Source organism: Nocardioides sp. BGA-UO-ETr-FS32, assembly GCF_059567905.1.
Genome location: NZ_JCAQOX010000014.1, coordinates 490677 through 511450, shown reverse-complemented (window position 1 = coordinate 511450; position 20774 = coordinate 490677). Strand labels below are relative to the sequence as shown.

General features: G+C 73.3%; 18 protein-coding genes. 7 read left to right on the top strand and 11 right to left on the bottom strand.

Annotation, left to right across the window (positions count from 1 at the left end):
• Nucleotides 1–3: 3 nt before the first annotated feature.
• A complete protein-coding gene (locus AC57BS_RS12310) occupies nt 4–672 on the bottom strand; it encodes a hypothetical protein (protein ID WP_496411733.1) in 669 nt (222 codons plus the stop codon).
• On the bottom strand, nt 669–4271 hold the full coding sequence (gene mfd / locus AC57BS_RS12305) for a transcription-repair coupling factor (protein WP_496411732.1): 3603 nt from the start codon (nt 4269–4271) through the stop codon (nt 669–671). Before mfd ends, AC57BS_RS12310 begins: the two co-directional genes overlap by 4 nt.
• A 197-nt stretch (nt 4272–4468) precedes the next feature.
• Here mfd and AC57BS_RS12300 point away from each other — a divergent pair, with 197 nt between their 5' ends.
• Nucleotides 4469–5194: a hypothetical protein gene (locus tag AC57BS_RS12300; RefSeq protein WP_496411731.1), complete on the top strand. Its 726-nt coding sequence runs from the start codon at nt 4469–4471 to the stop codon at nt 5192–5194.
• Between the two features lie 100 nt (nt 5195–5294).
• Nucleotides 5295–5990: a hypothetical protein gene (locus AC57BS_RS12295; protein WP_496411730.1), complete on the top strand. Its 696-nt coding sequence runs from the start codon at nt 5295–5297 to the stop codon at nt 5988–5990.
• Between the two features lie 12 nt (nt 5991–6002).
• On the opposite strand, the gene AC57BS_RS12290 is transcribed toward AC57BS_RS12295, so the two are convergent.
• Nucleotides 6003–6416, bottom strand: a complete 414-nt coding sequence (locus AC57BS_RS12290) for a VOC family protein (protein WP_496411729.1) — start codon at nt 6414–6416, stop codon at nt 6003–6005.
• Here AC57BS_RS12290 and AC57BS_RS12285 point away from each other — a divergent pair.
• Nucleotides 6415–6690, top strand: coding sequence for a DMT family transporter (locus tag AC57BS_RS12285; protein WP_496411728.1), 276 nt, complete (start codon nt 6415–6417; stop codon nt 6688–6690). The two genes, AC57BS_RS12290 and AC57BS_RS12285, sit on opposite strands and share 2 nt — an antisense overlap.
• A gap of 14 nt (nt 6691–6704) precedes the next feature.
• On the opposite strand, the gene AC57BS_RS12280 is transcribed toward AC57BS_RS12285, so the two are convergent.
• Together AC57BS_RS12280 and AC57BS_RS12275 are read right to left on the bottom strand one after the other, a co-directional pair.
• A complete protein-coding gene (locus tag AC57BS_RS12280) occupies nt 6705–7475 on the bottom strand; it encodes a 3'(2'),5'-bisphosphate nucleotidase CysQ (protein WP_496411727.1) in 771 nt (256 codons plus the stop codon).
• A gap of 10 nt (nt 7476–7485) precedes the next feature.
• Entirely contained in the window at nt 7486–8115 is a 630-nt protein-coding gene (locus AC57BS_RS12275; RefSeq protein ID WP_496411726.1) for a response regulator transcription factor, read from the bottom strand.
• Between the two features lie 659 nt (nt 8116–8774).
• Between AC57BS_RS12275 and AC57BS_RS12270 the strand changes: the two genes are divergently transcribed.
• The 4 genes from AC57BS_RS12270 (at nt 8775) to AC57BS_RS12255 (ending at nt 13998) form a co-directional block, all read left to right on the top strand.
• Complete coding sequence (locus tag AC57BS_RS12270) at nt 8775–9641, top strand: sensor histidine kinase (protein ID WP_496411725.1); 867 nt, start codon at nt 8775–8777, stop codon at nt 9639–9641.
• On the top strand, nt 9625–10308 hold the full coding sequence (locus tag AC57BS_RS12265; RefSeq protein WP_496411724.1) for a response regulator transcription factor: 684 nt from the start codon (nt 9625–9627) through the stop codon (nt 10306–10308). Before AC57BS_RS12270 ends, AC57BS_RS12265 begins: the two co-directional genes overlap by 17 nt.
• Nucleotides 10305–12152, top strand: a complete 1848-nt coding sequence (gene asnB, locus AC57BS_RS12260) for an asparagine synthase (glutamine-hydrolyzing) (RefSeq protein ID WP_496411723.1) — start codon at nt 10305–10307, stop codon at nt 12150–12152. The genes AC57BS_RS12265 and asnB overlap by 4 nt, the downstream gene beginning before the upstream one ends.
• Nucleotides 12153–12480: 328 nt before the next feature.
• On the top strand, nt 12481–13998 hold the full coding sequence (locus AC57BS_RS12255) for an exopolysaccharide biosynthesis polyprenyl glycosylphosphotransferase (RefSeq protein WP_496411722.1): 1518 nt from the start codon (nt 12481–12483) through the stop codon (nt 13996–13998).
• A gap of 42 nt (nt 13999–14040) precedes the next feature.
• Here the strand turns inward: AC57BS_RS12255 and AC57BS_RS12250 are convergent, their stop codons facing one another.
• The 6 genes from AC57BS_RS12250 to AC57BS_RS12225 all read right to left on the bottom strand — a co-directional run bounded on the left by AC57BS_RS12250 (nt 14041) and on the right by AC57BS_RS12225 (nt 20741).
• A complete protein-coding gene (locus AC57BS_RS12250) occupies nt 14041–15798 on the bottom strand; it encodes an asparagine synthetase B family protein (RefSeq protein WP_496411721.1) in 1758 nt (585 codons plus the stop codon).
• A 1-nt stretch (nt 15799) separates the two neighbouring features.
• Nucleotides 15800–17206: an AMP-binding protein gene (locus tag AC57BS_RS12245; RefSeq protein WP_496411720.1), complete on the bottom strand. Its 1407-nt coding sequence runs from the start codon at nt 17204–17206 to the stop codon at nt 15800–15802.
• Nucleotide 17207: 1 nt separating this feature from the next.
• Nucleotides 17208–17510 carry an acyl carrier protein gene (locus tag AC57BS_RS12240; RefSeq protein ID WP_496411719.1) on the bottom strand — a complete coding sequence of 101 codons (303 nt, stop codon included), beginning with the start codon at nt 17508–17510 and terminating at the stop codon, nt 17208–17210.
• A 40-nt stretch (nt 17511–17550) separates the two neighbouring features.
• Nucleotides 17551–18798: a pyridoxal-dependent decarboxylase, exosortase A system-associated gene (locus tag AC57BS_RS12235; protein ID WP_496411718.1), complete on the bottom strand. Its 1248-nt coding sequence runs from the start codon at nt 18796–18798 to the stop codon at nt 17551–17553.
• On the bottom strand, nt 18783–19643 hold the full coding sequence (locus AC57BS_RS12230; RefSeq protein ID WP_496411717.1) for a hypothetical protein: 861 nt from the start codon (nt 19641–19643) through the stop codon (nt 18783–18785). The genes AC57BS_RS12235 and AC57BS_RS12230 overlap by 16 nt, the downstream gene beginning before the upstream one ends.
• Nucleotides 19644–19814: 171 nt before the next feature.
• Nucleotides 19815–20741, bottom strand: a complete 927-nt coding sequence (locus tag AC57BS_RS12225; RefSeq protein WP_496411716.1) for a glycosyltransferase — start codon at nt 20739–20741, stop codon at nt 19815–19817.
• Nucleotides 20742–20774 lie beyond the last annotated feature (33 nt).

Below are 20774 nucleotides of genomic sequence, written 5' to 3'. Positions count from 1 at the left end.
GGCTCAGCCGCAGCGGTGGTTGGCCGGCAGGGTCCGGGCGAACGCCGGGTCGGGCTCGGTGCCCAGGCCCGCCTGCGCCGTCTCGCCGACCGCCACGGAGAGGTTGGTGTCGACCGGCGTCAGCACGCCGTCGCGCACCTCGAGCCCGTAGCGGGGGTCGATCTCGATGCCGTTGGCGTCGGGCCACTGGTTGAACACGTCGATGCCGGCCTCGGTGGCCTGCTCGGGGGTCACGTCCGTGACGCCTGCGTCCTCGAGCGTGATGCGCCCGATCTGGTCGACGATGTCCTGGGCGTACGCCGTGGTGGAGGCGAGCTCGACGTAGTCCTCGCGCACCTCCTCCGGCTGCGTGCCCGCGGTGCCCTGCCGCTGGGCGACGTCGTTGCGGTAGCCCGAGCCGGCCTCGACGCCGTACTCGTCGGCGAGCTGCGAGGCCTGCGAGCGCAGCGTGAGCAACTGCACGACGTACTGGCGCACGAAGCTCATGGGCACCTCGGACTCGAGCTCGCCGACGGCCGTGCAGTAGTTGGCGGTGACCGCGTCGACGTGGCGGACGGTGAGCTCCTCGTCGCCGACCTTCACCGCGACGCCGGGCGCGGCACTGCCGCACCCGGTCAGCAGCAGTCCTGCGAGGCCCGTCGTCGCGGCCGTCATCAGGCGGGTCTTGCTCACGAGTCACTCCCAGTGGTTGCTGCGGTGGTTGCTGTGGTCTGGCCGGCGGGTGCCGGAGGTGCGATCACCTCGTCGATCACGCCGCGCGCCCATTCAAGCAGGGCGACGCCCGCCACCGGGCGGACGGGGAACCCCGCGCTCTGCGGACGCGGCACGAGGATCGTACTGACGGGCGCCTTGACGACGCTCTTGGGATGGAGGCGCTCGAGGCGTACGACGCGCGACTCGGGCAGGTCGACGGGCGCGAAGCGGACGTACTTGCCGGCGACCGTCACCTCGCGCACCCCGACCTGGCGGCAGCGGGCGCGGAAGCGGGCGACCACCAGCAGGGACTCCACGACCTCGGGCGGGTTGCCGTAGCGGTCGAGCAGCTCGGCGCGCACCTCGTCGACGTCGGCGTCGGTGCGCACCTCGGCGAGCCGCTTGTAGATCTCGAGCCGCAGGCGCTCGCTCGGGATGTAGTCGTGCGGCAGGTGGGCGTCGACGGGCAGCTCGATGCGGACCTCGGCGAGCTCCTCCTCGGCGCCGCCCTTGAAGTCGGCGACCGCCTCACCGACGAGCCGGACGTAGAGGTCGAAGCCGACGTCGGCGATGTGGCCGGACTGCTCGCCGCCGAGCAGGTTGCCGGCGCCGCGGATCTCGAGGTCCTTCATCGCGATCGCCATGCCGCCGCCGAGGTCGGAGTGCTGGGCCAGCGTCGCGAGCCGCTCGTGGGCGGTCTCGGTCAGCGGCTTCTCCGCGGGATAGAGGAAGTAGGCGTAGGCGCGCTCACGGGAGCGGCCGACACGTCCGCGCAGCTGGTGCAGCTGCGAGAGGCCGAGGGTGTCGGAGCGCTCGATGATCATCGTGTTGGCGTTGGACACGTCGAGCCCGCTCTCCACGATGGTCGTGCAGACCAGCACGTCGAAGCGCTTCTCCCAGAAGTCGAGCATGACCTGCTCGAGGGCGTGCTCGCCCATCTGGCCGTGGGCCGTCGCGACGCGGGCCTCGGGCACGAGCTCGCGGATGCGGGCGGCGGCCTTCTCGATCGACTGGACCCGGTTGTGGATGTAGAAGACCTGGCCCTCGCGCAACAGCTCGCGGCGTACGGCTGCGACGACCTGGCGGTCCTCGTAGGCGCCGACGTAGGTGAGGACGGGGTGCCGCTCCTCGGGCGGGGTGGTGATCGTCGACATCTCGCGGATGCCGGTGACCGCCATCTCGAGGGTGCGTGGGATCGGCGTGGCGCTCATCGACAGCACGTCGACCGACGTGCGCATCCGTTTCATCTGCTCCTTGTGCTCGACGCCGAAGCGCTGCTCCTCGTCGACGATGATCAGGCCGAGGTCCTTCATCTTGATCTCGGGGTTGAGCAGGCGGTGGGTGCCGACCACGATGTCGACCGAGCCGTCGGTCAGCCCGGCGATGACCTCCTTGGCCTCCGTGTCGGTCTGGAAGCGCGAGAGCCCCTTGATGACGACGGGGAAGCCGGACATCCGCTCGGAGAAGGTGGACATGTGCTGGGTGACCAGCAGCGTCGTCGGCACCAGCACCGCGACCTGCTTGCCGTCCTGCACCGCCTTGAAGGCCGCACGCACCGCGATCTCGGTCTTGCCGTAGCCGACGTCGCCGCACACGAGCCGGTCCATCGGCACGACCTGGCGCATGTCGGCCTTGACCTCGTCGACCGTCGTGAGCTGGTCGGCGGTCTCGGTGAAGGGGAAGGCGTCCTCGAGCTCGCGCTGCCAGGGGGTGTCGGGGCCGTAGGCGAAGCCCTTGGTGGCCTGGCGGGCGGCGTAGAGCTTGATCAGCTCGGCCGCGATCTCGCGGACCGCGCGCCGAGCCTTGTTCTTGCGCTTGGTCCAGTCGCCGCCGCCGAGCCGGTCGAGGCTGGGGTTCTCGCCGCCGACGTAGCGGGTGACCTGGTCCAGGGTGTCGGCAGGGACGTAGAGCATGTCGTTGGGGCCGCCGCGCTTGCTGGGGCCGTACTCGAGGACGAGGTACTCGCGCACAGCGCCGCCGATCTCGCGCTGCTTCATCTCCACGAAGCGCCCGACGCCGTGCTGCTCGTGCACGACGTAGTCGCCGGCCTTGAGCTCCAGCGGGTCGATCTGCTTCTTGCGGCGCGCGGGCATCTTGCGCATGTCGCGGGTCGAGGCCTTCTGGCCCGACAGGTCGTCACCGGTGACGACCGCGATCCGGGCCTCGTCGTCGACGATGCCGTGGACGAGGTGGCCACATGTCACGGTCACGACGCCGGGCCCCGCGGTGCCACCGTCCTCGACGAGGCGTGCGGCGATGTCGTTCTCGCCGAGCAGCTCGACGAACCGCTCGGCCGGGCCGTGGCCGGCGTGCACGACGACGACGTCGAGGCCGTCGCGCACCCAGCCGCGGATGTCGTCGACGGCCTGCTGGAGGTCGCCGCGGTAGGCCTCGGCCGCGTGCGTCGGCAGGCTCCGGCTCGGCACGCCCCCCTCGCCTGTGGCAGTCGCGTCGAGACCCGCCTCGTCAGCAGTGTCGATCCCGAAGGGACTCACCGCCCACCACGCGTGCCCGAGCCCGAGGGCGTGCTGGCGTACGTCGGCGATCTCGCGGTAGGACGCGGCGCCGAGGTCGATCGGCGCGGTGCCGCCACCGGCCGCAGCCGCCCACGAGGCACCGAGGAACTCCTCGCTGGTGGCGACGAGGTCGTGGGCGCGGCTGCGGGCGCGCTCGGGGTCGAGCACCAGGACCGTCGTGTCGCTCGGCATCAGGTCGACGAGCAGCTCCATGGTGTCGACGAGCACCGGCGCGAGGGACTCCATGCCCTCCACCGCGATGCCGGCGGCCATCTTGTCGGTGAGCTCCAGCAGCTGCGGGTGCGCCTGGCCCAGCTCGGCGGCGCGGCGGCGTACGTCGTCGGTCAGCAGCAGCTCGCGGCACGGCGGCGCCCAGAGCCGCTGCACCGTCTCGAGGGTGCGCTGGTCGGCGACGGAGAAGGCGCGGATCTCCTCCACGTCGTCGCCCCAGAACTCCACCCGCAGCGGGTGCTCCTCGGTGGGCGGGAACACGTCGACGATGCCGCCGCGCACCGCGAACTCGCCGCGCCGCTCGACCATGTCGACGCGGGTGTACGCCGCGTCGGCGAGGCCGCGGACCACGTCCTCGAGCACCCGGGAGTCGCCCGGCGAGAGCTCGACCGGCTCGATGTCGGCCAGGCCGGGGACCTGGGGCTGGAGGAGGCTGCGGATCGGCGCGACGACCACCTTGAGCGGACCGTTGGCCGCGTCGGTGCCCGGGTGGCGCAGCCGGCGCAGGACGGCGAGCCGTTGCCCGACCGTGTCGCTGCGCGGGCTGAGCCGCTCGTGCGGGAGCGTCTCCCAGCTCGGGTAGTAGGCGACCGTGTGGGGGTCGACGAGGTCGGCGAGCTCCTCGACGAGGTCCTCGGCCTCCCGCGAGGTCGCCGTGACCGCCAGGACGGTGCGGCCGCGCTCGACGAGACCGTGCACCACGAACGGCCGGACCGCGGCCGGTCCGGTGAGGTCGAGGGCGGGCTGGTCGGCGGCGTCAGCGAGCGCGCCCCCCAGCGTGGGGGCGGTGACGACGCGCTGGGCGACGGCGGCGAGCGGCGTGGACGACACCGGGAGATCCCTTCAGAGCACGCGGGAATTGCCCCCACTTGGTAAAGGGATGGGGGAGGATGGAAGTCTACGGGGGCTGCCGGACACCGGTGCGTGGGGGACGAGGGGTTTGTCCTGCGCGCCCCCCGGGTAGCAAGCACCCATGCCCGGCCGACGGTCGGGCAGCTCAGAACTTCACTCGAGAGGAACAACGGGGAATGCGCATCACTCGCTTCGTCGCCGGCACCGTCTCCGCCGGCCTGCTCGGCCTCACGCCGATCGCCATCGCCGCACCGGGCCAGGCAGCCGACACGTGGACCACCACGACCACCGCCACGCCCAGCGCGACCGGCGTCACCTACGGCGACGACCTCTACATCTCGGTCGACGTGGCCAGCTCCGACGGCTACTCGCCCGGCGGCACCGACGGCACGGTCACGCTCTTCGCCATGGAGGCCGGCACCAGCGCCTGGGTCCCCGTCGCCACCGCGGCCAACACCTACTCGTCCTTCTACGACGTGAAGCCCAAGGCCAACACCGCCTACAAGGTCGTCTACAGCGGCTTCACCGACCCCGACCAGGGCACCTACGGCGACAACTACACGCCCAGCGAGTCCGCGCCCTTCACCATCGGCGTGCAGCGCAACGTCAAGATCGACAACGCCAAGGCGCGGATGACGATCAAGGGCAAGATCAAGCCCGACTACAAGCGCAACAAGGTCAAGGTCCAGATCAAGAAGGGCAAGCGCTACGTCAAGTTCAAGACCGTCAAGACGACCCGGAAGAGCACCTTCCAGGTCCGCCTCCCGGCCCCGCGCCGCGGCAACAAGCTCTACTTCAAGATCACGGTCCCGGGGAACTCGAAGTTCCTGTCCTACAGCGAGGTCTGGTACACCTACACCTACCGCTCGACCATCACCCCGCGCATCGCGAAGCTGGGCTGACGTCACCGGCCACTGACCTCACGACCGGCTCCGCCAGCCCTGCTGGCGGGGCCGGTCGTACTGTTGCACCCTCCCGAACCCCCGAGAGGACCACCGCCCGATGTCGATCCGACTCGCCGCACGTACGTGCGTGGCAGGACTGGCCGCAGGACTGATGGCCATGACCTCGCTCGGCATCGCCCCGGCCGCCACGGCGCGTGACACGCTCGCCACGACGACCGTCGCCGAGCCGGAGTCGCAGACGATCGACTTCGGGGAGACGATCGACGTCACGCTCGACGTCGACAGCGAGAACGGCTTCTCGCCCACTGAAGGCACCTCCACCCTCTGGGCGCGGAAGGCGACGAGGTCGAGGTGGAAGGCCGTCGCCACCAACACCTCGGCCTCCCTCGACTTCTTCGACGTGCGCCCCGCGATGACCACGACCTACAAGGTCGTCTACAGCGGCCACGAGGCCGCCACGAGCAGCGACGACAGCTACGAGCCCAGCGAGTCCGCGCCCTTCACCGTGGAGGTCGCTCGCACGATCACCCGCCCGTCGGGCGGGTTCGAGGTGTCGGGCCGGGTGCGGCCCCGCTACGGCGAGCGCCCCATCGTGGTGCGTGTCTCCACCGAGGAGCGCGGCGGCTTCACGCGGTTCACCACGATCAGGACCGACCGGCGCGGTCGGTACTCGCTGGTCCTCCCCCGCCGCGGCGGCGTCTGGTACTGGTCGTTCGTGGTCAAGGCCGACAGGAAGTACCTCGGCACCCGGTTCAAGTGGCGCACCTGGGTCTCCCCCGAACGCGCGCGCTGACCGCGGCGGACCTCAGCTCGCGGGCGGGGGCGGACCGGCGTCCACCTCCGCCTGCGAGCGCAGGATGCAGAACTGGTTGCCCTCCGGGTCGGCGAGCACGACCCAACCGGTGCCGGGTCCGAACTGTCCACGCTGGTCGCCGACCTGGGTGGCTCCCAGGCCCAGCACGCGGTCGACCTCCTCGTCGCGCGTGCCCTCGCGCGGACGCAGGTCGAGGTGGATGCGCTTGGCGGGCAGCTCGGCGTCGGGCACCTCGATGAACAGGATGCTGTGCCCGGTCTCGGGGTCGACGATCATGCACTCCTCGTGCCCCGGCTCGTTGGGGTCGCCCTCGACGTCGACGTAGCCGAGGAGCCGCTTCCACCACTCCGAGAGCTCGTAGGCGTCATGGCAGTCGACGGTCGTGTGCGCGACGAAGCAGGTCATGGCCCCACGCTGGCAAGGCGTACGCCGGCCCGCAAGCCGGTTTCGCCCCGCGACCGCCACATACGTGGTCGCGCTCGTGCTCAGCATGGGCGGGCTCGGCTACGCCATGCGCACCCTGCCGGTCGGCACGTCGTACGCCGTGTGGGTCGGCATCGGCGCGACCCTGACCGTCCTGGTCGCGATGACGACGGGCGCCGAGCCGTTCTCGGTGGGCAAGGCGCTGCTGCTGACCGGGCTCGTGGGCTGCATCGTGGGCCTCAAGCTCGTCCACTGACGAGCGGCGCGACCTCACTCGGTGCCGTGGCGCCTGACGAAGCCGACGATCTGCTCGGCCAGCTCGGGCCGGCACACGATGAGGTCCGGCAGCGAGGTGTCGTCCTCGTTGTAGACCAGCGGCGAGCCGTCGACCCGGCTGCAGTGCAGGCCGGCGGCGCGGGCGACCGCGACCGGGGCGGCGTTGTCCCACTGGTACTGCCCGCCGGCGTGGACGTAGGCGTCGGCGATGTCGCGCACCACGCTCATCACCTTCACCCCGGCGCTGCCCATCGGCACCAGCTCGGCGTCGAGCTCGGCGGCCAGCGCCTCGACGAAGGCCGGCGGGCGGCTGCGGGAGACGGCGATGCGCGGACGCTCGGAGGTGCGCGGGGGCACGACGCTGGGCCGGCCGGTGCTGAAGGTCTCCCCCAGCGCCGGCTGGGCGACGGCACCAGCGACGAGGTCACCGTCGGCCCACAGCGCGACGTGGACCGCCCAGTCGTCGCGCGGGGGCTCGGAGAACTCCCGCGTGCCGTCGAGCGGGTCGATGATCCACACCCGGTCCGCCGTGAGGCGCGACTTGTCGTCGGCGGCCTCCTCGGAGAGCACCGCGTCCTCGGGGCGGTGCGCGGTGAGGAGCCGGTCGAGCTCGGCCTGCGCGGCGGCGTCGCCGGCGTCCTTCAGCGCCTTGCCCTCCAGCCCCTCGGCGGCGGCCCCTGCGCGTACGTCGAGGAGCACCGAGCCGGCCCGTTCGGCCGCCCAGACGGCGAAGGCGTGGTCGTCGAGCGAGGTGGGATCGATCATGGTGGCCAGCCTATCGACGGGCCAGCGTCACCGCGCCGCCGCTCACCTCACCCGACATCTCCGCCGCGTGCTCGACCCCCGGGCCCCCGCCCTCCTCGCCGCCCTCCTCGCCCACCTGGCGCGGAGCCGGGACCAGGTCGACCGCGAAGACGCGTTCGTTGGCCTGGTGGTACATCGCCACGGCCTTGAGCTGCGTGGGGGCTCCGAGCTTGGCGCGCAGCGACTTCACGTGACTGCGCACCGTGCCGCTCGAGACACCGAGCTCGCTGCCGACCTCGGAGACCCGCCGACCGGTGGCGAGCAGCTCGAGCACCCGGCGCTGCTGCGGGGAGAGCGTGGCCATCAGCGCCGCGAGGCGCTGCTGACGGTCCACGGTGAGCGCCCAGGCCGTGCGCAGGGCGGTCCGGCGCTCGAGATCCATCACGGGGCGACCTGCCTGCAGCTGGTCGACCGCCTCGGCCAGCTGCGCCACCGCGGTGGTCTGCGTGAGCAGGTCGAGCTGCTCCGACTCCAGCAGCCTGCCCCACCTCACCGCGCCGTCCGCCGAGGTGACCACGAGGACCCGTACGCGTCCGATGGCGAGGTATCGACGGACATGGGCGATGACGGCTTCGTTGTCAAGCCCGTCCGTGATGACCACCAGGTGTCGAAAACGGGGGGTCACTCCTCCCGGTGGCGCGCCTGACGCGAGCGGGGTCTCCCACGCCATTGCCTCCGCGGGGGTGCCGACAGACCTCAGCGCAGCCGCCACGGCCTGGGCCACCAGGAGGTGTGGCGACACGACACCCACGCGCCCCGATACGCCCATCCGCCCTCCTCCGCCGGCACTGTGTTGTGAGCATGACGGCCCCGATCAGGCGTGATGTCGACCCTCTGGCCAACGTGCACACAATTGGGGACGGATCGCACCGACCCGCCGGGGCGCCCTGCGCGACCGGGCAGGCGGTGGGCCGTGGCCGCTCCTCGTCGAGACGTCGGAGCGGACCGGACGCCGGGGCTCGCTGGGTCCGAGCGCGCGCGGGCGGCCGGTCCGGCAGGCCCATCTTGGCCTGCGCTGGACGTGCGCTGACCGCGACCTTGGGGGGTTCTTGACCAATATTTGGCAAGGCCTCCCGGCTCCGGACCAGACCGCACCTCCCCCAAGTGGGGTACGGAGCACGAAGGGGTGGACAGGCGGTGGGAACAGTCCGAAGGTGCTCGTGGGAGTTCTGCTCGCTCGGGGTGATTCGGGTCGCAGGCCACTGGGGAGTGGCCGCGGTCCGCGAGCAGGAAAATTACGCATGACTATGGGGGAGCACCATGCTCAGTTCAACCAGCACTGCGCGGGCCAGGTGGTCGGCACCGCGAGCCACGACCGGGATCGGCGGTCGGGCACTCATCGGACGGGCGCTCGCCAGCGCCGGTGCCGTTCGACCACACCTCGTCTGGAGCACCAGGCGCACGGAGCACGACCACGACCCGGCCCAGGACCACGACGGGCCGCGCCACGAGGTCGTGACGCAGAACAGCACGACCCGCGAGCAGCGCGAGCTGCTGCACGAGCTGCGGAGCACGATGGCCGGGCTGGTCTCGGGATCGGTGATGCTCGACAACCCCGACGTCCCGCCGGAGGCCCGGCAGAGGCTCTGGGAGTCGATGCGCCGCGAGCTCGACCGGATGGACCGCCTGCTGTCGGGCCGCATGGGTCCGGCGGCCGAGATCGACCTCGACCAGGCCCTGGAGCCGATCCTGGAGCTCCAGCGGCTCAAGGGCCGCCACGTCGAGGTGCGGGGCGCCGGTGACGTCGTCCAGGGCCGGTACGACGCGCTGGCCGAGGTGCTCAACATCCTCGTCGACAACGCGGCCACGCACGGCGGTGTCGACCACAGCGTCGTCGAGGTCGTCCGGCGCGACGACGAGACCGTCGACATCCGGGTCAGCGACGAGGGCCGCGGGATCCCGCCGGAGCAGCGCGACCGGATCTTCGACTGGGGACTGCGCGGCGAGGACTCGCCGGGTGAAGGCATCGGGCTGAACCTGGCCCAGCGCCTGATGACGGAGGACGGCGGGTCCCTGCGGCTCGCCGAGCACGAGGGCAACGGCTCGTCGTTCGTCATCACGCTGCCGGCCGCCCGCCGGCCCGTGGACGACCCGGCTCCGGGGAGCCGTCGTGCATGGACTTACTAGGGCCGACCACCGCGTCCTGATCGTTGACGACCACGTCCTCTTCGCCGAGTCGCTGGAGCTCGCGCTGTCGCTCGAGGGATACGACGTGCGCCGGCTCGAGCTCCCGGAGGAGGGCGGCTCGATGGCCACCCTGCGGTCGCTGGCACTGCGCGCCAACCCGCGTACGGTCATCCTCGACCTCGACCTCGGGCGCTTCGGGGACGGCGTCAACCTGATCTCCCCGCTGGCGCACGCCCACGTCAACGTCGTGGTCGTGACGGCGTCGCAGGAGCTCGGGCGCTGGGGCGAGTGCATGCGGCTCGGTGCGCGGAAGGTGCTGACCAAGAGCGGCGCGCTGCAGCAGGCACTGTCGACCGTCCGCCGGCTCCACCAGGGCCTGCCGGTGACCACCCGCGAGGAGCTCGAGTCGCTGCTCGACGCGTGGTCGCACCAGAGCCGGGTCGACGACGACATCCGACGACGACTCGACCGGCTCACCCCGCGCGAGCGCCAGGTCCTCGAAGCGCTCATCGAAGGCCGCACGGTGCGCGCCATCTCGCAGGACAGCGTGGTCTCGGAGGCCACCGTGCGCACCCAGGTGAAGTCGATCCTCAACAAGCTCGAGGTGTCGTCCCAGCTGGCCGCGGTCGGCATGGCCAACCAGATCGGCTGGAGGCTCGGCGTATGACCAGCGCCGGCGTGAGCGGCATCCGTGCCCTCTCGCCCCGCGCCACGTGCCTCACCCGGGACACCCTGGAGGCGATGTCCGCCTCACAGGACCACCGGGGTGGCGGCGGGGCCGACGTGTGGCTGGGCCCCGACGTCGGCCTGGCCCGGTCGCGGCCGGCCGCCTCACCCCTCCGAGCCGGACCTGCGAGCCCCTGCCCCCCGCCGGCGCGGTCGGTCGACGGGCGGTGGGTGGTGGCCCTCGACGGTGAGGTCCGCAACCACGCCACCCTGCGTGCCCACCTCGACTACCCGTTCCGCAGCCGGGACGACGCCGAGCTCGTCGTCGCCGGGCTCGCGCTCGAGGGCATCAGCTTCGTGGAGCGGCTGCAGGGCCAGTTCGCCCTCGTCGCGCACGACCTGCGCACCGACACCACGCACCTGGTCCGCGACCGGATCGGCGTCCTGCCGCTGCACTACCGCCACGTCCCCGGCGGCATCGCCTTCGCCTCCGAGGTCAAGGCGCTCCTCGTGCTCGAGCCTCGCCCGGGAGTCGACCACCGCAGCCTGGACGCCTATCTCGCGCACCGCACCGTGCCCGCTCCCGACACCCTGTTCGAGGGCGTGAAGAAGGTACGCCCCGCGCACCGCGTGTCGATCATGCCGGGCGGGCACCTGGAGGAGACGGCGTACTGGTCACCGCCGGACGCCGACCCGGACGGGACCTGGACGCCGGACGACGCCATCGAGGCCGTGCGCGACGGCGTGCGCGAGGCGGTGCGCTCCGCCCTCGACCCCGGCACGCCGGTGGGCATCAACCTCACGGGCGGGCTCGCCAGCAGCCTGCTCGCCGCCCAGGCCCAGCAGCTGGGCGGCGACGAGCCGGTGCACACGTTCTCCCTGGCCCTCGGTGCCGGCGCACCCGACGAGCTCGCCCGGACCGGGCGGCTCAGCACCCTGCTGGGCACCCGTCACCACGACGTGCACCTGCGCCGGTCCGACTTCGACGAGCTCTGGGGCCCGCTCACCTGGCACCGCGACGCCCCCCTCTCCGACCCGGCGGACCTCGCCGCCCACGTCCTCGCCCGGGCCGCCGGTGAGCACGTGCCCGCGATCCTCTGCTCACAGGGAGCCGACGAGCTCTTCGGCGGGCACCAGCGCTACCGGCTGGCCGGCGTCGCGGAGCGCTCGTACGGACTGCCCGGCCTGCCCGCGCCCGTCCGCTCGGGCCTGGGTCGCCGGATCGAGCGCCGCCTCGGCGCCACGTTCTCCGCCCCCGAGCGTCGGCGCCTGCTCGGCCAGGCACCTCCGCGGGACCGCCGCCCGGCCCCGGCTCTCGGGGTCGACCCGGTCGACCGCATGCTGCGCCACGACTTGCGGCACACCCTGCCCGACGACGTCCTCGAGCGGCTCGACCGGATGTCGACCGCGGCCTCGCTGGAGGTGCGCCTGCCGCTGCTCGACCACCACCTGGTCGAGCTGGCGTTCCGGCTGCCGACCTCGGTCAAGGTGCGTGCCGGGTGCACCACGTGGGTGCTCCGGGAGGCCGCCCGTCCGCTGCTGCCCGACGAGGTCATCGAGCGGCGCGTGCCGGAGCCCGGCGCCGGGTCCTGGTGGTACGCCGGCATGCGCGACACCGTGCGCCAGCGCCTCACCGGTCCGGGCTCGTGGATCGCCGGGACCCTCGACCAGTCACTGGTGCGCGACCTCCTGCTGAGGCACGAGCACGGCGGTCACGAGCAGGACCGGATCTGGGCCCTCGTGTCGCTCGAGGTCTGGCACGAGGCCTTCTTCTCCGACACCCCCACCCTCCCCCGACCGCGGGGGGCGCGCCCGGTCGTGGCGGGCACGGCGCACCTGTCCTGACGCGACCTGCACGTGCCGCGGCGGTCGAGGAGGGGGAACCTCGACCGCCGCCACTGGTGCGCTTCGTCGTCCATGGCGAGATGTGGGGCTGCTCGCCATCCGCTCGGTCACACAGACCATCGCTGGGAGAAGCAGCGTCGCGAACCAGCGTGGTGCACCTCTTCGAGGGTAGCTCCGGGCACCGGAACGGCCCATCCCTCCGAGTAGGTAATTGGGCACTGCACGGCTTTCGCCGATTCAGGGCATGCCCCTCGCAGGCCGCGTTCCTAGGCTCCGAAGCATGGTCGGGGGCCGTCCCCTCCGACCCGTGACGCGAGAGCGAGGGCCAATGACGCAGACCACGGTGCGCACCACCTCGCTCGACGACGCACCGCTGGTCCCCACCGTCCCCCGGCCGCGCGGCGCCGGGCCGCAGGCGCCCTCGGACGCCCCGCTCACCGCCGCCACGAGCCCGGCAGCCGCCGACCTGGCGCCCGCCGTACCGGCCGAGGAGCTCGGTCGCCGACGGGCGCGGCGCAGCTGGCGCGTGCTGGGGGTCGACCTCGTCCTCGCCCTCGTCGTGGCCTCAGCAGCTGGGCTCGCCCTCGAGACGCTCGAGCTCGAGCTCGCGGTCGCGGCGGCCACCGCCTGGCCGCTCCTGCTCCTGGCCGCCGGCCACTACCGCCGCCAGTCGCTGGGCGAGAGCCGCGGCAGGCGGGCGTGGTCAGCAGCCTGGACGGGGGTACGCACCTGCGTGCTCGTGCTCGCGCTCACCCCGTGGCTCGGTGCCACCACCGGTCCGCTGGCCGACCCTCTGAGACTGGCGCAGCTGGTCGCGGTGTTCGCCACGGCGAGCGCTGCGCACGCCCTGCTCGTCACCCGAGGACACCGGCCCCGGCTGGTCCTCGCCGGCCGGCCGCGCGACGTCCGCGAGGCGATGCTGGAGCTGGAGGCGGCCGGTCACCACGAGGTGGTCGCCGCGTGCGTGACCCGGCTGTCGAAGGTCCCCCTCGGCGACCTGCCGACGTACGTCGGGCTCGGCGCCGCCGCCGAGGCTGCCGACGGTCACCGGGCGGACGCCGTCGTGGTGCTGCCCGGCGCCCGGCTGGCCGCCGCCGAGGTCCGCCGGCTGCACTGGGCCGTCGCGGCCGTGGGTGCCGAGCTCTGCGTCGGCACCGGCCTCATCGACGTCACCCCCGGCCGGGCCCGCGTGCTCGCCTCGGGAGGGCTGAACCTCGTGCACGTCGTCCCTGCCGCGCTGCGCGGGCCGCGGCGATGGGTCAAGGAGGTCGTGGAGCGGGTGGCCTCGACGGTGGGGATGGTGCTCCTGCTGCCCGTCCTGCTCGCCGTCGGCGTCCTGGTCCGCCTCGACTCCCCCGGCCCGGCGATCTACCGCCAGGAGCGCGTGGGACGCGACGGCCGGCTGTTCACGATGTACAAGTTCCGGTCGATGTCGACCTCCGCCGATGCCGAGCGTGCCCTCCTGGACGCGCGCAACGAGGCCGACGGGGTGCTCTTCAAGATCCAGCACGACCCCCGGATCACCCGCGTCGGCCGCTGGCTGCGCCGCACCAGCCTCGACGAGCTGCCCCAGCTGTGGAACGTGGTGCGCGGGGAGATGTCGCTCGTCGGCCCGCGGCCCGCGCTGCCGGACGAGGTCGCGCGCTACGACGTGGACCCGCGACGCCGCCTGGTCGTCAAGCCCGGCATGACCGGGCTGTGGCAGGTGTCCGGCCGCTCGGACCTCTCCTGGGCCGAGTCGGTGCGCCTGGACGTGCGCTACGTCGAGAACTGGTCGCTGGGGATGGACCTGGCGATCATGGTCCGCACGCTGCGGGCCGTCGTGTCGAGTCGCGGCGCGTACTGACCGGCCGACCGGCCGGCTGACGGGCTCGTCGGTCGGCCCCGCTCAGCGGGTCGTCGCGGCGTGCTCGACGCCGAGGGCCGCGACGTTGAGCACGAAGGCCACCGTCCCGGGGTCCGGGGTCACCGAGCCGGCCACGACCTGCTCCACCCAGGCCTCGTCGAGCACGTCGTGGGCCAGCGCCGCGCGCAGCAGGTCCGGCTCGTGGCGCCAGTGCTCGACCACCTTGCCGGCGAGGACCGCTCCGCCGGCGGGCGGGCGCGTGGTGTGGCCCAGTCGCTGGCGCGCCTTGCGCACCGCCTTGCGCGCCAGCGTCCCCGCCGCGCGGGCGCGGTTCAGCAGGCCCGGGTCCGCGTACGCCGCGGGCGGGGGCCTGCCCTCGAGGGGCATCCGGCCGAGCTCGGCGTCGAGCGCCATCTGGAGGCGACCGAGGAAGCGGGACCCGCGCTTGTCCTGCGGTGACATCGCCTGGGCGATCGAGATGAAGCGGTCGTCGAGCATCGGGTTGACCATCGAGCGGTCCTGGCACACGGCCGTGTCGGTCACGCCCGCCCAGCGCTGCATCCGCTGGTAGAGGTAGAAGTCGTCGGTGGCCGCCAGCCACTCCTTGCCGGTGCTCGCCATGAGGGCGTGGATGCGGTCGATCGCGCCATCGCGGGCGCCCTCACACAGCGGAGGTCGCAGCGCGGCAGGGTCGACGGCCTCGTTGGCGAACATCCGCCACGCCGTGAGGCGGGCGACCTTGGCGCGGCTCACCGTGGTGTCGCGGGGATTGCCGAGGTAGTAGAAGCCGCGGGCGACCTCGCCGCCCAACCCCGAGATCCGGTGGCCCTGGTCGAAGCGACGCTCGGCGACGGTCAGGCCGGCCAGCGCCACGGGGTCGGCCATCCCCTCGAGCCGTCTGCTCGCGTCCAGGCAGGCCGCGAAGGCCTCGGCGGGCGACATCGCGGTGAGGTCGTCGAGCTCCTCCACGCGGTGGCGCAGGCCGGTGCGGGATGCGATCGCGGCGGCGATGTCGGCGTCCGGCGAGCCCGGCACCCGCAGCGTGATCGCCCGCAGACCGGGGCGCAGCGCAGGAGGCACGGCGCTGACGAGGATCCGCGAGTCCTGTCCCCCGGTGAGCTGGAGCGTCGCGTCGGGGTGGTCGGTGACGTACGCCGTGAGGTGGGCGCGCAGCACGGACGCGGCGGCGTCGACGGCCTCGTCCAGCGCCATCGGCGCCGGGTCGGGTGGGCGCCCCCCGAGGACCGTCAGCCGCCCGTCCGCCAGGGCCACCAGGGTGCCCGCAGCGAGCTTGGTGACGCCCTCGAACAGGGTGGCGTCGCCGACCTGCCAGCCGAGGAGGCTCTGCAGGGCGATCGAGCCGCGGTCGAGGTCGCAGCCGCCCAGCGCGGCGAGCAGGCGGGCCGAGGTGCTCACGCCGGCCCGGTGCGCCCACTGCGCGTGGTAGACGTGCCGGAAGCCCAGGGCGTCCGTCACCGCGACCGCCTCGCCGCGCGGGAGCCGCCGGAAGGCCGCGAAGGGCGGGATGAGCTCGGCCAGGGCCGTGACGTCGCGCCGGCCCAGGAGGTCCGCGACCTCGCCGGCGTCGAGGTCGCGCTCGTGCCGGCGCGCCCCGCCGCTGAGCAGCAGCGAACCGTCCGCGCCGAGCGCCCGCCCGCCCCAGGTGGCGACCAGCAGCCCCGGCTCCTCGTGCAGGACCGGGTCCGCCGCGCCGGTCGACGCCAGCGCGGCACGCACCTGCTCCGTGGCGCCGGCGACCGGGCCAGGGAGCGAGAGGGCGAGCACACCGGGCGGGAGCATCTCAGTCCACCTCCTCCAGGGCGCGCTCGGCGAGCCGCACCGCGCCAGCCTGGTCGGTCTTGCCGTTGCCCAGGCGGGGCAGGGACCGCACCGGGACCAGCCGGTCCGGCAGCACGCCGGGCGCGACGCGGGTGGCCAGGTCCTCGCGCACCGACGCCAGGGGGTGGCCGTCGCCCTCCACGAGCGTGACGAGGGACCCGCCGCGCGTGGCGACGGTGTAGCTGACGATGCCGCGCACGTCACGGATCGCGGTGTCGACGTCGTCGAGGTTCACGAAGCCGGCGCTGCGCTTGACCAGCCGGCCCACCCGGCCCAGGCAGTAGACCTCGCCGTCCGCCACGATCCCGCGGTCGCCGGTCACGACGCGGCCCGGCTCCCACCGGGGGTAGTCCTGCCCGTGTCCGCCGAAGAGGTAGCCGTCGCCCACGTGGGGCGAGTGGATGGCGAGCACCTCGTCCTCCCCGACCGCGTCCTTCTCGTCGCGCGCCAGGTCCACCCGCCAGGGCCCCACCCGTCCGGGGCCGATGGACACCGACCCATCGCGGGAGCGGACCTCGTCGGGGGAGGCGTACGCCGCGGCGCTGGCGAAGCCGCCCGTCTCGCTCGTGCCGTAGGTGTTGACGAGAGTGGCGCGGCCGAGTCCGAGCACCGTCCTGGCCTGCGCAGGACTGAGCCGGTCGCCGCCCGATCCCCACACGCGCACCTCGCACGGGGTGCCGCGCCCGGCCTCCGCCGCCGCGAGGTCGACGTAGCCCGGCGCCACGCGGACGTGCGTCGCTCCGCGGCGGGCCAGGAAGGCCAGCGGACGCACCCGGTCCGCGAGGGAGCCCGACACGTGCAGCGACGCGCCGGCGGCCAGCGCCAGCAGCCAGTTGGTGAGCGCGAGGTCGTACGACGGGTGGGTGGGCTCGGCCCACCGGGCCGCGGAGTCGAGGTCGAGGGCCTCCGCGCCGTGGGGCAGGAAGTCGGCGAGGCACGCCCACGACGTCAGCACCCCCTTGGCGCCGGTGCCGGTGGTGCCCGACGACATCGCGACGTAGCCCGCCGCGACCGGGTCCGGCCGTGCGTCGCCGGCGGGCCGCGCGTGCACCCCGCTCGCGTCGACCACCACGTCGGGGTCCAGCGCGTCGAGGACGGCGCCGCTGCGTGGACCGGCACCGGGGTCGAGGAAGCACACCGTGTGGTCGCCGAGCACGGCCGCCAGCAGGTGGGTCACGGTGGCCACCGAGCCGGGCAGCAGGACCGCCACGAGCGGCCGCTCCCGCGGAGACGTACGACCGATCGCGCGGGCGACGTCCTCCGCCTCCCGCAGCGCGTCGGACAGGGTGAGGGAGGAGCGCGAGTCCGCCACAACGCTGCCCGGGGCGCGCGCCGCCGAGGCGCGCAGCAGCTCGGCCAGCGCGTGCATGTCAGGCCGTGCAGGCGTCGACGTGGGCGGCGAGCGACTCGACCGTCCCGAAGACCTCCGCGGTGATGTCGTCCTCGTCGAGCTCGAAGCCGAACCGCTCCTCGATCGCGGTGATCAGCTCGACGAGGGCGAGCGAGTCGAGCTCGGGCAGGCTGCCGAAGAGCTCGGTGTCCGGCGCGTACCGCCCGGGGTCCCCGCCGAGCAGCTCGGCGAGCAGCCCGGCCAGCACCACCTGGGTCGGGTGGGTCGCGGGTCGGTCCAGCGTCGGGGCGGCGCCCGCCTCGCGGGTCGTCTCGTGCGTCATGTCGTGCCTCTCTCGTGCCTGTCCGGGTGGCTGTGGGTCCTCACACCAGCACCTCCAGCGGGGCGGGGTGGCTGAGGAAGGCGGTGGGGCTCGCGGTGTGGCCGTAGGCCCCGGCCTGGAAGAGGACGACGAGGTCGCCCACCTCGCCACGCGGCAGCCGGACCTTGTCGCCGAGCAGGTCCAGCGGGGTGCAGAGGCACCCCACGACCTGGACGGTCTCCACGTCGCCCTGGTCCATCCGGGTGCCGACGGCGATGGGGTAGTTGCGCCGGATCACCTGCCCGAAGTTGCCGGACGCGGCCAGCTGGTGGTGCATCCCGCCGTCGACCACGAGGAACGTGGTGCCGCGGGACTCCTTGCGGTCCACGACGCGGGTGACGTAGACGCCGGCCTCCCCGACGATGTAGCGACCGAGCTCGAGCAGGACGCGCGCCCCCGGCAGCCGGGGACGTACGAGCGAGCGCATCAGCTCCTCGAGGTTGTCGCCGACGGCGCCGAGGTCGAGCGCACGGTCCTTCTCGTAGTAGGGGATGCCCAGCCCGCCGCCGAGGTTGACGTAGGTCGGCTCGGCGGTCATCTCGTCGGCCATCCGCAGCACCAGGTCGACGGTGCGACGCTGGGCCTCGGCGAGGATGTCGGCGTGGAGGTTCTGCGACCCGGCGAACACGTGGAAGCCGCGTAGGTCCAGCCCGCGGGCCTCCATCTCCTTCAGCAGCCGCGGCGCCTCCTCGACGTCGACGCCGAACTGCTGCGCTCCCCCGCCCATGCGCATGCCCGAGCCCTTGACCTCGAAGTCGGGGTTGAGGCGCAGGGCGACGACCGGACGGATCCCGGTTTCCTCGCCGATCGCGGTGATGCGGTCGACCTCGAGCGGCGACTCGACCTCCACCACGACCCCGGCGGCGACGGCCTGCGACAGCTCCGGCACCGACTTGCCGGGGCCGGCGAAGCTCACCATCCCCGGCGGGAGCGGGGTGTCGAGGGCCAGGCGCATCTCCGCACCGGAGGCGACGTCGAGCGAGTCGACGACCCGGCTCAGGTGCTGCACCAGGGCCGGCATCGGGTTCGCCTTGACGGCGTAGCTGATCTCCAGGTCGTCCGGCATCGCGGCCCGCAGCCGCGCGACGCGCTGGGTGAGCAGGTCGCGGTCGTAGGCGAAGAACGGTGTGGTGCCCACGCGCTGCGCGAGGCGGGACAGGGGCACGCCGCCGACGAGGAGCTCGCCGCCGTCGGTCGCGGGGTCGAGGTCGGCGTGCACCGGGCCCGGCCCGCTTACCACGCCAGGCACGTGAGCTCGCTGTAGAGGTAGTGCACCTGCTCGGGCGCGAGGGACGGGCTGCGGAACATCTTGGGCCGGGGGCGGGACAGGGCCGTCGCCCTGCGCAGCGGGCCGCCAGACACCCGGCGCTCGACCAGCGTGGCGGCGATGCCGTGCCGGGTCAGCAGGTGGGTCGCGACCCGGCCCGCCTCGGCGCGGAAGAGCTCGGGGTTGCTGACGTGGAGGACCGACCCGAAGGCCCGTACGCGCTTGCGGGTGTCGCGGCGGAACACGACGTAGCAGTGCTCGCGCGGCGTCCGGACCACCAGGTGCCGTGCTGCCGCGGCGCGTCGGTGGTCGCGGTAGAGCTCGAGCTCGTCCGGCGAGAGGGTGCCGAGCAGCGTGTCGGGGTCGGCACTCACCTGCGCCGCGCCCAGCCGTGCCGGCAGCGGTGCGTTGGCGAGGAGGTCCGTGGTGGTGTCGAGGTCGACGAACTTCAGCCGCCGGTTGAGCTCCACGACGTTGCCGCTCGGCGAGAAGTCGGTGAAGTGGTGGCCCTCCTGGCCGAGCAGGCGGGTCAGGAGCCGGACGCCCTGCGCGCGGTGGACCGGCAGGACGCACCACGCGCCCAGGTTGCAGAACCGCTCGAGGCGTCCGTCGACTTGCTGCTGCGAGTAGTAGGCGAGGTAGGCCCCGACGACGGCACCCTCGGCGTCACGCAGATGGAACCCGTGATTGGGCTGCTCGCTGGCCCAGGGCACGGACAGTGCCCGCGTCCAGCGCTCGGCGGGCACCCGGTGGTTCAGGTGCTCGGTGAGGAAGCGCGCCACCTCGGGCACGTCCGCGGACATGATCGGTGACAGCCGTGCCCCCACCGTGCCTCCCCTCACTCCGTACGCCGACGCCGGCCCCCTGCCGTCCCTGTCGGTCCCCCGTGGCGACCACGTGGCGAACCCCGTCGGCGAATGCTCGGATCGTAGGTCGCGCGAGCGACGCGGGACGCCCGCGCGGCTACGCATACCCAAGTCGGGGGACGGTGGGTCCCGTCAGGCTCCCCACTCGGGACCTCGGGGGGCGCGCAGGGCCGCCGGGCTCAGCAGCGTCCGGACCGCGCGGCGCGACGTGGCCCGCCCGAGGAGGGCGCGGCCGGTCTCTCGCACCAGGAGCGCGGTCCAGTAGGCCGTGGCACGCACCGCTCCGTGGCGACCGGCGAAGAGCTTGAACTGGTTGGCCACGAGCATCGACCACAGGCGGGGGGACGTGCCCGACTCACCGCCCAGGTGAACGGCCATCGCCGTCGGCACGAAGCGGGTGGTGAAGCCGGCGTCGCGGACGCGCAGGTGAAAGTCGGTCTCCTCGGAGTAGAGGAAGAAGCTCTCGTCCCACGGGCCGCAGCGCGCCCAGCACTCGGCACTGATCAGCTGCGTCGACCCCTCCGCCCAGTCGGTGGGCTGGCTCCGCTCGTACTCCCCCGGCGCGGTCACCACCTCGCCCAGCGTCGCGATGCCGCCGGCCCGGGACGCACCCAGCACCGTGTCGGCCACCGCACGCAGCAGGGTGGGCTCGCGCCGCATCGACGGGACCAGCACACCGTCGCCGTCGACCAGCCGCGGCACGGCCACGCCCACGCCGGGCACGTCCAGCGCACCCAGGAGGGCGGGCACGCAGCCCGACGCGAGGCGTACGTCCGGGTTGAGCACCAGCAGCGCCTCGCCGGCGCGAGCGTGCCGCGCCCCGGCGTTGATCCCGGCGGCGTAGCCGGCGTTGCGGCCCATCTCCACGACCACCGCGTCGGGCGCGAGGGCGCGCACCCGCTCCACCGTCCCGTCGCTCGAGGCGTTGTCGACCACGACGAGGCGCCACGGCACGTCGCCCATGCCGACCGGGAGGGAGTCCACGAGGTCGGCGACGAGCGCGGCACTCTCGTAGGTCACGACCACGACGACGACCTCGTCGGTGCGACCCCCGGACATGCGGTCATCGTAGGTGCGACCATCGAGGTGCCT

What these genes read in the sequence shown, in the direction of transcription:
- AC57BS_RS12295 (WP_496411730.1), top strand. Translation starts at nt 5,295, where the DNA reads ATGTCGATCCGACTCGCCGCACGTACGTGCGTGGCAGGACTGGCCGCA.
- AC57BS_RS12290 (WP_496411729.1), bottom strand. Translation starts at nt 6,416, where the DNA reads ATGACCTGCTTCGTCGCGCACACGACCGTCGACTGCCATGACGCCTAC.
- AC57BS_RS12250 (WP_496411721.1), bottom strand. Translation starts at nt 15,798, where the DNA reads ATGCTCCCGCCCGGTGTGCTCGCCCTCTCGCTCCCTGGCCCGGTCGCC.
- AC57BS_RS12240 (WP_496411719.1), bottom strand. Translation starts at nt 17,510, where the DNA reads ATGACGCACGAGACGACCCGCGAGGCGGGCGCCGCCCCGACGCTGGAC.
- AC57BS_RS12225 (WP_496411716.1), bottom strand. Translation starts at nt 20,741, where the DNA reads ATGTCCGGGGGTCGCACCGACGAGGTCGTCGTCGTGGTCGTGACCTAC.
- asnB (WP_496411723.1), top strand. Translation starts at nt 10,305, where the DNA reads ATGACCAGCGCCGGCGTGAGCGGCATCCGTGCCCTCTCGCCCCGCGCC.
- AC57BS_RS12285 (WP_496411728.1), top strand. Translation starts at nt 6,415, where the DNA reads ATGGCCCCACGCTGGCAAGGCGTACGCCGGCCCGCAAGCCGGTTTCGC.
- AC57BS_RS12270 (WP_496411725.1), top strand. Translation starts at nt 8,775, where the DNA reads ATGCTCAGTTCAACCAGCACTGCGCGGGCCAGGTGGTCGGCACCGCGA.
- AC57BS_RS12300 (WP_496411731.1), top strand. Translation starts at nt 4,469, where the DNA reads ATGCGCATCACTCGCTTCGTCGCCGGCACCGTCTCCGCCGGCCTGCTC.
- AC57BS_RS12245 (WP_496411720.1), bottom strand. Translation starts at nt 17,206, where the DNA reads ATGCACGCGCTGGCCGAGCTGCTGCGCGCCTCGGCGGCGCGCGCCCCG.
- AC57BS_RS12280 (WP_496411727.1), bottom strand. Translation starts at nt 7,475, where the DNA reads ATGATCGATCCCACCTCGCTCGACGACCACGCCTTCGCCGTCTGGGCG.
- AC57BS_RS12255 (WP_496411722.1), top strand. Translation starts at nt 12,481, where the DNA reads ATGACGCAGACCACGGTGCGCACCACCTCGCTCGACGACGCACCGCTG.